The organism is Desulfocastanea catecholica, from assembly GCF_054657295.1.
Genome location: NZ_BAAHYZ010000009.1, coordinates 94,087 through 107,434, shown reverse-complemented (window position 1 = coordinate 107,434; position 13,348 = coordinate 94,087). Strand labels below are relative to the sequence as shown.

General features: G+C 51.3%; 13 protein-coding genes. 10 read left to right on the top strand and 3 right to left on the bottom strand.

Annotated elements, in window-relative coordinates:
• Window positions 1-17: 17 nt before the first annotated feature.
• On the bottom strand, window positions 18-770 hold the full coding sequence (gene rph / locus ACYQ8U_RS10275; RefSeq protein ID WP_459945449.1) for a ribonuclease PH: 753 nt from the start codon (window positions 768-770) through the stop codon (window positions 18-20).
• Between the two features lie 370 nt (window positions 771-1,140).
• On the opposite strand from rph, the gene ACYQ8U_RS10270 reads away from it, so the two are divergent.
• From ACYQ8U_RS10270 to ACYQ8U_RS10245, 6 genes are all read left to right on the top strand, one after another.
• A complete protein-coding gene (locus tag ACYQ8U_RS10270; RefSeq protein WP_459945448.1) occupies window positions 1,141-2,178 on the top strand; it encodes a TRAP transporter substrate-binding protein in 1,038 nt (345 codons plus the stop codon).
• 387 nt (window positions 2,179-2,565) lie between these two features.
• On the top strand, window positions 2,566-3,540 hold the full coding sequence (gene dmeF / locus ACYQ8U_RS10265; protein ID WP_459945447.1) for a CDF family Co(II)/Ni(II) efflux transporter DmeF: 975 nt from the start codon (window positions 2,566-2,568) through the stop codon (window positions 3,538-3,540).
• The gene (locus tag ACYQ8U_RS10260; RefSeq protein ID WP_459945446.1) at window positions 3,537-4,007 is read left to right on the top strand and encodes a CBS domain-containing protein; all 471 of its coding nucleotides are present in this window, start codon (window positions 3,537-3,539) and stop codon (window positions 4,005-4,007) included. The genes dmeF and ACYQ8U_RS10260 overlap by 4 nt, the downstream gene beginning before the upstream one ends.
• A 97-nt stretch (window positions 4,008-4,104) precedes the next feature.
• The gene (locus ACYQ8U_RS10255; protein WP_459945445.1) at window positions 4,105-4,998 is read left to right on the top strand and encodes a CBS domain-containing protein; all 894 of its coding nucleotides are present in this window, start codon (window positions 4,105-4,107) and stop codon (window positions 4,996-4,998) included.
• A gap of 252 nt (window positions 4,999-5,250) precedes the next feature.
• A complete protein-coding gene (locus tag ACYQ8U_RS10250) occupies window positions 5,251-5,751 on the top strand; it encodes a universal stress protein (protein WP_459945444.1) in 501 nt (166 codons plus the stop codon).
• A gap of 231 nt (window positions 5,752-5,982) precedes the next feature.
• Window positions 5,983-7,065, top strand: a complete 1,083-nt coding sequence (locus tag ACYQ8U_RS10245) for a GTP pyrophosphokinase (RefSeq protein WP_459945443.1) — start codon at window positions 5,983-5,985, stop codon at window positions 7,063-7,065.
• A gap of 166 nt (window positions 7,066-7,231) precedes the next feature.
• On the opposite strand, the gene ACYQ8U_RS10240 is transcribed toward ACYQ8U_RS10245, so the two are convergent.
• Window positions 7,232-8,026: a C-GCAxxG-C-C family (seleno)protein gene (locus ACYQ8U_RS10240; protein WP_459945442.1), complete on the bottom strand. Its 795-nt coding sequence runs from the start codon at window positions 8,024-8,026 to the stop codon at window positions 7,232-7,234.
• A gap of 309 nt (window positions 8,027-8,335) precedes the next feature.
• Entirely contained in the window at window positions 8,336-8,872 is a 537-nt protein-coding gene (locus tag ACYQ8U_RS10235; RefSeq protein WP_459945441.1) for a hypothetical protein, read from the bottom strand.
• A gap of 411 nt (window positions 8,873-9,283) precedes the next feature.
• On the opposite strand from ACYQ8U_RS10235, the gene ACYQ8U_RS10230 reads away from it, so the two are divergent.
• The 4 genes from ACYQ8U_RS10230 to ACYQ8U_RS10215 are packed head-to-tail and all read left to right on the top strand — an operon-like array spanning window position 9,284 to window position 13,278.
• Complete coding sequence (locus ACYQ8U_RS10230; protein ID WP_459945440.1) at window positions 9,284-9,982, top strand: ABC transporter ATP-binding protein; 699 nt, start codon at window positions 9,284-9,286, stop codon at window positions 9,980-9,982.
• Entirely contained in the window at window positions 9,975-11,219 is a 1,245-nt protein-coding gene (locus ACYQ8U_RS10225) for an ABC transporter permease (RefSeq protein WP_459945439.1), read from the top strand. Before ACYQ8U_RS10230 ends, ACYQ8U_RS10225 begins: the two co-directional genes overlap by 8 nt.
• Before the next feature lie 12 nt (window positions 11,220-11,231).
• Window positions 11,232-11,978 carry an outer membrane lipoprotein-sorting protein gene (locus ACYQ8U_RS10220; protein ID WP_459945438.1) on the top strand — a complete coding sequence of 249 codons (747 nt, stop codon included), beginning with the start codon at window positions 11,232-11,234 and terminating at the stop codon, window positions 11,976-11,978.
• On the top strand, window positions 11,929-13,278 hold the full coding sequence (locus ACYQ8U_RS10215) for a hypothetical protein (protein ID WP_459945437.1): 1,350 nt from the start codon (window positions 11,929-11,931) through the stop codon (window positions 13,276-13,278). Before ACYQ8U_RS10220 ends, ACYQ8U_RS10215 begins: the two co-directional genes overlap by 50 nt.
• The last annotated feature ends 70 nt before the right edge of the window (window positions 13,279-13,348 follow it).

Below are 13,348 nucleotides of genomic sequence, written 5' to 3'. Positions count from 1 at the left end.
TTATCAAAGCCGAATTCTCAGAAAGAGCTTCGATCCCGAGTCTTACAACACACCTCATCGGTTATCTTTGTTACGCCAGGCCAGAGCAAAAAAAGTTCTTCAATGCCTTTCTTGGCGAGCTTCGCCATGGCCAGATATGCTTCATCGGCAAACGGCCGCCCCTCGGCAGTCGCCTGGATCTCAATCCACCGGCCATCACCGGCCATGACAAAGTTGGCATCGGTTTCCGCCGACGAGTCTTCGTTGTAATCGAGATCAAGAATCGCTTCCCCGTGCAATATTCCGGCAGAAACAGCAGCCACCGGCATAATATTCGGCAGGCTCTCCAGCCGGCCTTCGGCAACAAGCTTTTGCAAGGCGTCTCGTAACGCCAGCGCCCCCCCGGTAATTGCGGCAGTGCGGGTTCCACCATCGGCGTTCAGGACATCGCAGTCAATTCGAATGGTTCGCTTGCCAATGGTCGCCAGATCGACCATCATGCGCAGACTCCTGCCGATCAGACGCTGAATTTCCATGGTTCTTCCCGACTGTCCATTGGTCTCACGTCGATATCGACTGTTTGTTGCACAGGGCAGCATGCCATATTCGGCGGTTATCCACCCCTGATCGGTGTCCTTTAAAAAAGGCGGCACCTTTTCTTCCACCGAAACGCCGCAGATGACATGGGTATTACCCATGCGAATGAGCACCGAGCCATCAGCCTGGGGCTGCAGGCCTCGTTCAATGGTGATTGGTCTGAGACTGTCGGGTTCTCTATTGTTACTTCGCATACGGCTCCTGTATAAAATTATGGCCTGCCTGAAAAGAATCGTAAATAGTATAAACGGACTATTCCTGCAAGAGCTTCCTCATTTGTTCAGAAACTCCTCATCAATTTTTAAATCCCATTTCACGTAAACCGGTTCGTTGTCGGCATTCACCTTAAATCAATTAAAACCTTATTATATTAATTAACAAACACAATAATCCTAATACAATTCCTCTCTTTACGTTTTTCGGTGCATTTGCTTCAACAAAAGGGTTTACGAACACCGATTATTCATGGTATGGAAAAAGGCATTCGTACAGGACAAATCCTTTCGCAAAATATCCGACGAAAGGATTTTTCTCAATTCTCATCCGCTCAAAGGAGGCTCCACCATGAAGGATCTCTTTATTGTTTTACTGCTCGCACTCTGTCTGCCAGGCGCGGTTTTTGCCGCAGAGGCAGAAAAAAATCCACTGGAGGCCTGGCAGCCGGCATTTGATCCGAGTAAGGCCGAGTTCACCTATATTCTTTCCAATGTTTCACACCCGATTATCGAAGGCGTCGGTGTAGGATATCGTATTCGTGACAAAGTCTGGGAAAAATCGGCAGGCCGACTCTATGTCGACTTTCGCCCCCTGAGCCAGCTTGGCGGTGAGAAGGATGTTATCAGCAAGCTCAAGCTTGGTGCCATTCAAGGCATGATGAGTTCCTCTGTCGCCGCGGCCAATGTCTCCGACATTCTCGGCATCGTCAATCTTCCCTACGTTGTCGATACCTTTGACAAACTCGACAAGTTCAGAAATACCTCCGAGCTCTGGCAGCCCTTTGCCGATGGTGCACTGAAACAAGGCCTTTTGGTCGCCGACATAACCGGGTACGGTCCCTACGGCTGGGCAACCACCACGCCGGTCAGGAACATAAAGGACGCGAAAAACACCAATTTCCGTATCGCCGAAGCGCCTGTCAATACTGATACCTACAAGGCCTGGGGATTAAAGTTCACCGTAATGCCCTGGCCGGATGTGCCGCAGGCACTGCAGACAGGGGTCATTACCGGACTTGACCACACCGCTATCGTCTGCAATATCACCAAAAAATTCACCATCGCCAAAAATTTTACCGAACTCGATTACGCTCAGGGTCTGTTCGTTCATTTAATCAACCAAAGATGGTTCAACAAATTACCGCAGGACCTGCAGGAAATCCTGCTTGCCGTTATCGCCGAAGAGAGTGAGAGCAGCCGCGCCCTGACCCGCCTGCAATACGACGACCAGGTGGCTAAAGCGAAAGAGGAGGGAGTTGAATTCATCAAACTCTCCGACGATGACATTAACCAGCTGAAGAAAATGGCCGAACCGGTACTGCAGGACTGGAGCAACAAAATCGGCCCTGAGTACCTTGCCAAAGTACGCGCAGGGTTGGGCAGCTGATCGATACAACGCGTATTTCGCAGCTGTAGGAAAGAGAAAGTTTCAATACCCTCCACACCTTGTTGAAACTTTCTCTTCCAAAACCCGGCACCATTCGGTGACACCCTGCCCTGTCAGCACCATACCTCCACGCATCAATGCTTTTACGGACTATTTTGTCTTCGCACCTGCTTAAATCAATTGACCATTGATATTGTCCGTCATATCCTCCATAGTACATGTTTCGTACATGTTTCGTACATGTTTGTGAAATAGATCGGCGTAAGGATCGGAAAAGCAGTTGAGATCCTGCCCCGACATGTTGCTCATTCAGGTGAGTCTCTTTCCGCTAGTGTGCCAGGTTAGAGTGACTGCTCATCGAATTCGCCTTTAGGTCTCGTAAAAAGTATGCTTATCAAAAATACACCTACACTGCATCATGACCATACGTTCGGCCAGGATTTGAAGCGCCGGGGAGAATCGCGCACCATGATCGTTATCGCGATTACTGCCGCCATGATGGCCATTGAGCTGGTCGCCGGCATTGTTTTTGGTTCCATGGCCCTGCTGGCCGATGGGCTGCACATGGCCTCGCATGCCGTGGCCCTCGGCATCAACGCATTTGCCTATATCTATGCACGGCGCAATGCGAGTAACACGCTGTACAGCTTTGGTACCGGCAAGGTCAATGCGCTTGGCGGCTTCACCGGCGCAGTGCTGCTGGCAGTATTTGCCGTAATAATGGCGTTTGAAAGTTTTCATCGACTGATCAATCCCGTTGAGATCATTTTCAATCAAGCGATTTTCGTTGCTGTTTTGGGCTTGCTGGTCAATGGTGTCTGTGTGTTTATCCTGGGCGTCGATGACCATGCGCATGATCATGGCGACCAGCACCACAGTCACCATCATGACCACAACTTGAAATCAGCCTACCTCCATGTCCTGGCCGATGCCCTGACGTCCATTTTAGCGATAATCGCCTTACTCACGGCAAAGTATTTCGGATTGATCTGGATGGACCCGGTCATGGGCATGGTCGGAGCCATTCTGGTGGCCCGCTGGTCCCTTGGTTTGCTCGGTTCAACGAGTGGCGTATTGCTTGATCGCCAGGCACCGCAAAGCCTCCGCCATGAAATCAAGGAAAGAATGGAAGCAGACGATACTACGCGGGTTACCGATCTTCATATCTGGTCCATTGGACCGGAAATTTACTCTGCGCTTATCTCGGTAGTGACCAATCAACCTGTCACACCAGCAGAGTACAAAACACGCATTCCCAAAAGTCTTGGGCTTGTCCATGTCGCAGTAGAAGTTCATGAATACCCGCAAGATGTTGAAACAGTCCAGAGCATTGACCAGGACCAGGCGGGAGAGAGTCAATGAAATCGACCGCAGCCGGCATCATGACGACTAACTTTCCGACACTGCTCCCCGAAACGCCCCTCACTGACGCCATCCGCCTCTTTCGTCAATCCTCCCGGCAACATGGCCGGCGGTTGTTCGGCATCATGGTCACCGATAAAAATCAACATCTGGTCGGCATGCTGTCGATGTACGATATCCTGCTGTATATCCGGCCAAAACACATCCAGGTCTGGGGCGCCATGGAGGATCTCGACGTCGCCGGGTTGATCGATGCCGCCGGCAGCCGTCTCAAAGCAATCCAGGTGGGAGATATCATGAGCCCGGAAGTGATCACCGTCGGCCCCAATGTTGATCTGTTTATGGTCCTTGATATCATGATCAAAAAACACGTCCGCAGGCTACCGGTGGTGGAAGACCAGCGCATTATCGGTATTGTCTATATTTCCGACCTGTTCAACCACCTGCTGGAGCGAATTGGCGACTGAGCAGCACACGCTCAATTGTTGTGGATGCGGCGCAGGAAATGTATTCATCCTTCACGTTTCATTTCACCAAAAGGTATTTTCAAAGGCTGGTGCGGTTATGGTACAGGCTAACACTCTGAGAAACCTCAGTGTACATAAGGCCATGCGACGGCAGGTTATTCGCCTTGAGCTAAACAAGACCATCGGTCATGGTATCAATACAATTATCAAGCACAAGGTAAACGCTCTTCTCGTTGTTGATGCACAGCTGCAGCCGGTAGGCGTGGTGTCGAAAACCGATATCATGGGGGCCTATTACGCAGGGCTGCCGATCGATTCCCCCCTCGAACACATCATGCTCTCGCCGCCGCTTTTTTGTAAAGCCGGCGAGTCCCTGGAAACGGCCCTGGAGCAGATGCGCACCAGCAAGGTCTACCGCCTGTATGTCACCGATGACCAGTCAGGGGAACTTGTCGGCGCCCTGGCATACCCCGACATCGTCGGACTTCTCTACCAATACTGCCGCCGTTGTCCCTACAGCCGGCTCAATCGAAAAATGCAACCCGACAATACCGGCGAAATCCTCCGTTTCAAGGTCCGGGAACTGATGACCGCGGGGGTGAAAAGCCTCCCCACGGATGCGACGTTGACGACGGTGATGGAGGCTCTCTCGGCGTATAGCTTCGGGGCCATGCTGATTACCGATACAAACGGCCGGCCCGCCGGGGTCATATCTAAAACGGATCTCGCCCTGACATATAAGCATGGCGTCTCTCCTTCAGTCGCCGCCCACGAGGTTATGTCCGTCCCAGTGCACACCTGCGACGCAGAGGCATTACTCGAAGAGGCCATAAAAAATATGATCATGGCGGATATCCACAGGTTGTTCGTCCATGAAGGCAAGGTACACACGCTTATCGGTGTCCTGTCCCTGACCGATGCGGCCCGTGGCCGCTCCGGTTCATGCCATGGCTGTGTTTCCAGCCGGATAAAGGTTGAAGACCATGGATAAAGAATCAGGGTTTTTGGTACTGTAAAAAACCATAGCCGGCGGCCTGGCCTCTAGCTTGACAGGCTCCATCCTGTGTCTCATTCTTTACTGGCGGTGTCGATCTCCTACGGCGCAGGCTGTGAGTGCACAGCACATTGAGGTCGACAAGGTCTGCAAACCGTATAGATTAAGCAGTCCACCATCCGAACCAATTCCCGGCTTATCCGGGAATTGGTCGATCAGGATCCTATCTTCAATGCAGGAGAGTAAAAAATGTTGCCAAAAATCGAGACCATCCTCTACACCACCGGCCTTGGCCCAGGTGCTCCGTACGTATTTCGCTACGCCCTGGCGCTGGCTCGTCAACACCAGGCGAAGATCGTCGCCGTGCATGCCATGGAACCCCTCACCACCTTTGGCCAGAGCCTGGTTGAACAGTATATCTCCCATGAGAGCTCGGTGGAAATGCACACCAAGGCACGGGAGTCAGTCAGGACGCAACTTAAAAATCGCATGGAGCAACTCTGCGCACGCGAATGTGACAACGCCCCGTCCTGCGAAAATACCGTCGCTTCAATCCATGTCGTTGAAGGCTATCCCGATCAGGTTATTCTCAAACTCGCCAAAGACTGCTCTGCGGATCTGATCGTCATGGGCAGCCAGGGCCACAGCCTGGTCGATGACGTTTTAGTGGGGAGTACCACCCGCAAAGTGCTGCACAGTGCTGAAAAACCGGTTCTTGTCATAAAAATCCCCAAAGGATATAGCGAATAAATAGCCTTCTCGGCGGAAAATCCGCACCCCGAGAACAACACAAAACAATACATTGTTTTTTCAAGTACCTGATCGCTTTTTTGCGTCATTATCACTGCAAAAACGCATTGATCGAAGAGAGCTGCGGTCAAGCCATCATGACAAACGGTTCCGATTCATGGTAGTATACAGAACCGTAGTTCGGATGGCAGCGCACCCTGCCATGACATAGACTTTACATTGGAACCACCCATGGCTTCTTTGGATTTCGAGCAGGAAAAAACCGTTTTCAAGAAGTACTATGATAGCAACCGGAAACATTTTTTCGCTGCGAAGAACACCTACATCCGCCTTATCGTCGCATTGATCAAACGATTAGGCTTTGATGAGGTGATCAAAATTGAAGGACGGGTCAAGGATAAAGACGAATGCATCAAAAAATTTCACCGCAAGTACCAGAACCGACTCGAAACAGCTGAACAGCCCTATGAGATCAAGTCATTTATCTCCGACCTGATCGGTATCCGCATCGTCTGTCTCTATGAAGACCAGATCATGCCCTTGTCGGAGCTGCTGCAGCAACATTTCAAAATTCTCGACATTACCGACAAGATCGCCGCAGTGGAGAGTACCGAGGAATTCTTCGGCTATAAAGGCCTGCATATGGACCTGGCCCTGAACGATGCGATGGCCTCTGTAGCAAAGTACCATCCCTATGCCGACACGTCCTTCGAGGTGCAGATCAGATCCTTGATCCAGGATGCCTGGAGTGTCCTGGACCACAAGATTAAATACAAAAAATCCATCCCCATTGATCTGAAACGCCGGATCAATATTCTTTCCGCGCTTTTTGAGCTTGCCGACCGGGAATTCAAGGAAATCCGCAACGCCACCACGGAACTGATGCAGCAGGAAACGGTGACGCCGATAAACGAACCAGCCGAGAATGCCGGAAAAACTGTACAGCAGGGAACCCCATCGACCAGCGCAAAAATCATCAATGCCTTTAATTTTCTGCGCATCGCCGGCCACTTTTTCAGGGATTTTGAGTTCGACGATTTCAAAGTCGACAATTTTGTCCAAGAGATCCTGAAACTGCACAGTGACTTCACCAAGTCGGACTTCCATCAATGCCTGGACGAAAATCTCCCCATCATCAAAGAATTCCATGAACATTTCATCGCCGAGAACCCGGGCAGAGCTTTCAGTCCCTTTACCTTAATCAGGCACTGTCTCTACCTGTACGATCGAGAAGTTTTCGGGCGGATCTTATCCAAGAAAATCAGGGCCAGGTTTGTCGACTGGTTGAATGATTTGCAGAAGAACCCTGCATAATGCCGCCGGAGTACAAAATTTGTCAGTGAACGGCTATCGGCCGAAAAGAGTATTCCCTCGAACAAACTGCATGTACACCGCAGCCTCCGGAGACCTCGATCCGGCGAATTGCTTAGAGCCGTTCCGCCGGAAAGCGGTCTCCAGGGATTATCGACAGTGAATTCGGCTACAGCTTGGCTGCCGGCGGCGTCGGAACATCGCTGCCATGACATTCCATACAGTTCATCTGGGCCGTGATACCGAACTCCTTGACCGGAGAATGTGTACTCGTCGCGGCAAACTTGCCGTCTTTCCAATCATTGAGCAACTCGACCAGGTGAAAAGCGACACTCGCGGCAACCCGCGCGCATCTGTCTTTTCTCTCCGGACTGGTAATCGGAAAATTCGACGCTTTCATCCATTTGCCGACGGAAATATGACAAAGGGGCGATTCACTGGTGGTCCTGACAAGTTCCGTGGTAACCTTTGGCGATTTGGGAACGAAAATCGGCATGGACGCCTCAGAATACCACTCAAAGATATCTTCGGTTATCTGGTGCCCCTCGGTATTGCCGGCGATTCGCGGACCTACAATAAGATTGGCGACAATGGCCGCTCCGGCGTTAGAACCGCAGGTCATGCCCCACCCCACCATCCCTCCCTCGAGGAAGACAAAGGCATCGGAAGGAAATGAGGTATACGGTTCACCTATTTTTTCGCGTAATTGGCTGACCACACTGTTGATGACCGCTGCGCCGCAAAACACACGATACCACTCCTCGTAGGCGATTTCCGCTGTTTTGGCTGGATCGAGCTTTTCATACGGCCAGGGCCATTTTTCCGTGGCACCATCCCTGGCCTGAGCGGGTTTCAACAGTCCACCGAAATGTGCCAATGTCGCACTTGCCGCGAAGGCTCCAGTTATGGCGAGCACCTGGCGTCGAGAAATCCCAGAACATTCTGTTTCGTTTTCTGTTTTCATCGGTATTCCTCCTTGTAATTCAGACAATGGTTGCCTGTTTTTCACTCGATTCCAACCCCTTCCAGCCTCATTTTCGGCTTCAATTCGAGAATCCTGTTGTAATATTTTGCTGTATCCGGCAAAAGCAACAGCACCAATCAAAATCGTTCATAGTCCAAGAGCAAATGTCTGTTGAGCCATAATACCTGCAAAAATGTTCACCATGTCCTGCCATTCAGAATGAGAATTTCTGCCTGCACATGACACCACTATTACCACAATGTGATATATATCATATTTGTTTATCGGTTGCAACAATCATATTTATCTTCAGATAACTAAAAAAAAACCGTGTTGGAGAAAGCTCGGGTTATTTATGACTGGACGATCGACATCATGCACTGCGATCCCGACACCCTTGGCTGCGGCAAAGGGGATGTCTGCCTGCTGCTGAAGAAGCCAGGCGGAAAATGCACAGACATTTCCTAGGTCTACATTGTCTTGTGCCGTGCCGCTGGTGTGCCTGCTCGGGAAATATTCAGTGTTCGGCTCGGTAAAAAGGCTGAGGAAGACACAACCACCTGGCAGCATTGCTGGGCTGAGTTCTTTCTTCCTGGCTACGGCTGGGTTACCGTTGATCCAGCTGATGTACGCAAAGTCATGCTCATGAAAAATCTTGACCTGAAAAATCCAAAGACCAAGGAATATCGCGAATTTTTCTGGGGCGCCATCGATCCCTGCCGGGTGGTGATTGCACAGGGACGCGATGTGCTGCTCAACCCGCCTTAAACCGGCCATTCCCTCAATACCTTCGGCTACCCCTATGCCGAGATGGGCGGCCAGGTCTTTTATTTTTACAAAAACCAAAGATAGCTGCTTTGGTCAGTTGATAAACATAATATTACAAACACTTGTCGCATTAAATCCCTGTTTTCAGCCCTGACCTTCAGCCCCAACTATTTGTGATGTTGCGAGAATAGAGTACCAAATTGTTGATTTTGGATTTCATCAAACCAATACGGCGGGTAATGTTTATCCAGCCGACTTATGCATCTGGGTTGTTCTTATCCATTGCCGGGACGGAAACCATCCCGGCAATCTCCACATTTTTCAGAGATAGCATGAAAAATAACACACTCAATGGGCGGCACATTTGTTGCTGTTTATTACTGTATAGTGTTTTATTGTATCATGGGAATGGATTCATCATAAAATACTTAACCTACCGGATGCGCTGAAAATTCATCGTAGCGTACCACCTGCCAGCATGGAGAGAAAATGGAGCTTGTTACCGCTCAAAACCTGAAAAAAACCTATGCCGGGGATATTCCGGTCGAGGCCATCCGCGGCGTCAGTTTCACTATCCAGCCGGCGTCCTTTGTCTCTTTTGTCGGCCCCTCGGGCAGCGGCAAGAGTACCCTGCTGAATATGATCGGCTGCCTCGATCCGCCCAGTTCGGGGATACTCACCGTCGCCGGGCAGGATGTCTCCTTGCTGAAAGTAAAATCGGCGGCGGCCTTCCGTGGCAAAAATATCGGCTTTATCTTTCAGGATTTCAATCTGATCCCCATACTGACCGTCTTTGAAAACATCGAATACCCCCTACAGATGGTCCAGAACCGGCCGGCTCAAGAGCGCCGCAAGCGGGTCGAGGAACTGCTCGCCGCCGTCGGCATGACGGAGCAGAGCCATAAATTTCCCCATCAGATCTCCGGCGGCCAGAAACAACGAGTGGCGGTGGCTCGGGCCCTGGTTACCCAGGCCAAGCTGGTACTCGCCGACGAACCGACCGCTAATCTCGATCGGGAAACAGCCCTGCGCATCATCACCCTGATGAAAGACATGCGTGACAAATTCGGCACAACCTTCATCTTTTCGACCCACGATCCGAAAATAGTCGAAAATGCCGAAAAAGTTTTCGTCATTGAAGACGGGACGATGAGAGAATCAAACGCTGAAGGGGAACGTCATGCTTAATATCCTTAAAATCGCCGGCCGCAACCTGTTTCGTTACAAACGGCGGACTTTGCTCACCTCGACCCTGGTTACACTGGGGGTGGTCGCCGTGCTTCTCTTTATTGCCGCCGCCGGTTCTTTTAAGAACATGATGATCGGCCAAATCACCGATTCGATGCTGGGTCATATCCAGGTGCATCACAAAGGCTATCTGGCCGCTATCGACAGTCTGCCGTTGAACCTGAACATGAACGAGAAGCAAGTCATGAAGATCCGGGAAATCCTTGAAAAGCATCCCGAGGTCGAAGCTTTTTCACCGCGCATCAAGATCGGCGCAATGTTCAGCAATTATGCCGAGACCACCAATATCCGCTTAAATGCGGTCATCCCGCAAATGGAGTTGAAGACCGTGCCGCTGCTGCGGGATCGCATAACCGGCGGCAACTCGAAGACCCTGCTGCAAAAAGGGGAAATTCTGGTTCCCGAGCTGCTTGCCAAAGGTATGCAGGTGCACGTCGGCGACGACATCGTCCTGGTGGCGACCAATAAAGACGGTTCGGTAAACGGCCAATCCTTGAGGGTCGGCGGCGTCATCGTCGGGATTACCGGACCGGGAGGCCGTGACGGGTACATCCATCTCGAAGATGCGCAAAGTCTGTTGCGCATGGAGACCAAAGAAGTCAGCGAAATCGCCATCCGCTTGAAGAGCATGAATCGTCTGGATAGCGTTTTCACCGCCCTGAGCAGTGAGCTCGAGTCAATCCGCAACAAGATGGACAAACCAATTTTTGAAGTGCACACCTGGGCAAGACTTACTCCTTTTTTTAATATCGTCAAGATGATCGACCTGATGAGCTTGTTTATCAAAATAATGCTCGTGGCCATTGTTCTGGTCAGCATCATGAACGTCATGGTCATGTCGGTCTATGAACGGGTCCGGGAGATCGGCACCATCGCCGCCATGGGCACAAGTCCGAACAAGATTCTGCTTCTTTTTCTCACCGAAGGAACACTGCTTGGCCTGCTTGGCGCGACTCTTGGCGTCATAGTCAGTCTGGTCGCCATCACCGCCCTGCGAGCGGCGCAACTCAGCTTTGATTTCGGCCAGCAAAAAGGACTTATTCTCAACCCGACTCTTGGTGTGGCGGACATGATCACCATCTCTGCAATTGTCATCTGCATCGCCGTGATCGGCAGCCTGCAGCCGGCCTGGAAGGCGGCAAAAATGGACCCGATCACTGCCCTGCGCCATACATAGGGGAAACACTATATGAACAGACCAATCGCCTTCATGAGCCTCCTGGCTACCCTCATGCTGTTGATGTTCGCCAATTCCGCCTCTGCCCTCGACGGCACAGCCATCCTCGAGCAGGTCGACCGCAAAATGCAGCCGGAATCCTATGAGATGTACCGTAAACTGATCAATATCGAACCGGACGGCAGCCGTAAAGAATACATCCTCTATACCGCCAAGAAGGATCGGGACAAGATGATCGCCCTCTTTCTCTCCCCGGCCAGCGAAAAAGGACGTTCAACGCTGCGGCTCGGCGATAATATGTGGCTGTATATCCCCAATGTCGGCAAACCCATCCGCATCACCAGTCTGCAGTCGGTCATCGGCGGGGTGTTCAACAACTCGGATATCCTCAGCCTGGACTACAGCGTCGAATACACGGTCAAGAATATCATCGAGGAGGGTCAACGCTATTTTCTCGACCTGAAAGCGAGAAACGCCAGTGTAGCTTATGACGGTCTGAAGATGGAGGTGGAGAAAACCACCCTGCTGCCGATGGTCATTGAATGTTATGCGGCAAGCGGCATGCTCATCAAGACCCTGCGCTACGACAAGATCGAGGATTTCGGCAATGGCCTGGTCCGTCCGTCGGTGCTGGAGACCGACAGTCCGCTCTATAAAGGCTATAAATCGGTCATGGTCTTTGCCAAACTCCGGGAAAAGGAATTCAAGGATGAAGTTTTCACCCTCAACTATCTGCCGAAAGTTGACGAACTTCGCTGACTCTTGCAGGGTTCCCTGGCTGTTGGCGATGTTTGGCGGACTGTTGATCGGTATCTTGCTCCCGCTCACCGCCGCCGGGGAAGATTTCAGCCTGGAGCTTACCGAGTTTGAAAAAAAATCGTGCACCCTCGGCGGGTTTGCCGAAATCAAGGGGGAAAGCCTGCATATCCGGAAAGATGGGACAGCCACTTTATTGAACCTTCATAATCCTCCTTCGACCCTGAACAGACTGACCACCAGTATGCAGCTCAATGGCTCATACAGAAAAGGGATTGCCGGGTTCAACTGGCTGGCGGCGGGATTCGCCCGGCAGGATGACCTCGGCTGGGCTGACAGTCTCGACCTCTACGAAGGATATCTGACCCTGCAGCCAAAGCCGGCGATCAATGCGGCTCTCGGCAAGAAGTCCTACACCTGGGGCAAGGGCTACGCCTGGAACCTGGCAGGTTTTATCAACCGAACCAAGGACCCGAACAATCCGGAAGAAGCCCTGGAAGGCTATGCAACGGTTGAGGCTGAATGGATCAAAAGCTTTTCCGGCGACCTGCAAAATCTCGCTGTCACCTGGGTGGTTCTTCCGGTCAATCGGAACCTGAACGATGATTTCGGCAGCAAAAGCCATGTCAATCTGGCCGCCAAACTCTATCTTCTCTATTGCGATACCGATATCGATTTTATTGTCTTCACCGGCAACAGCAGGACCGATCGATTCGGCCTCGATTTCTCCCGCAACATCACAACCAATTTCGAAATCCACGGCGAACTCGCCCACCTGACCGACATTGACAAACCGGTTCTCTGGGAAGACGGTTCAATTTCAGATAAGACCGACGATATCACCTCGGCGCTAGTCGGCATTCGCTATCTCAGCAGGGCTGAGCTCACCTCGATCATCGAATATTACCATAATGGCGGCGGCTATTCGGCAAAGGAAACGGCTCTTTTTCACGACCTGGTCGACAATGCCGCAGCACGGCGGATAAACTCCGGCGAAAACGCTCTGCCGGGCACCATACCCGGCTCCAGCGGCTATATTCGACCCTATGCCGGAAGAAACTATCTCTACGCCAGGTTCAGCCGGAAGGATCCTTTTGATATTCTCTATTTCACTCCAGCGGTGACCACCATCGTCAACCTCGACGATGACAGCTTGACGCTCACTCCGGAGCTCATCTATACCGGGTACACCAACTGGGAAATCCGATTACGCTGCGCGATCCTGGAAGGCAACACGGGAAGCGACTTTGGCGAAAAACAGAACAGCAGCAGGATTGAACTGCGGCTGCGATATTTCTTTTAAAAATTCCACATTTTTTTCATGCCCCTCATTTTTACCCAATATGGAACATTTTTCTCTGGAACATTTTTCT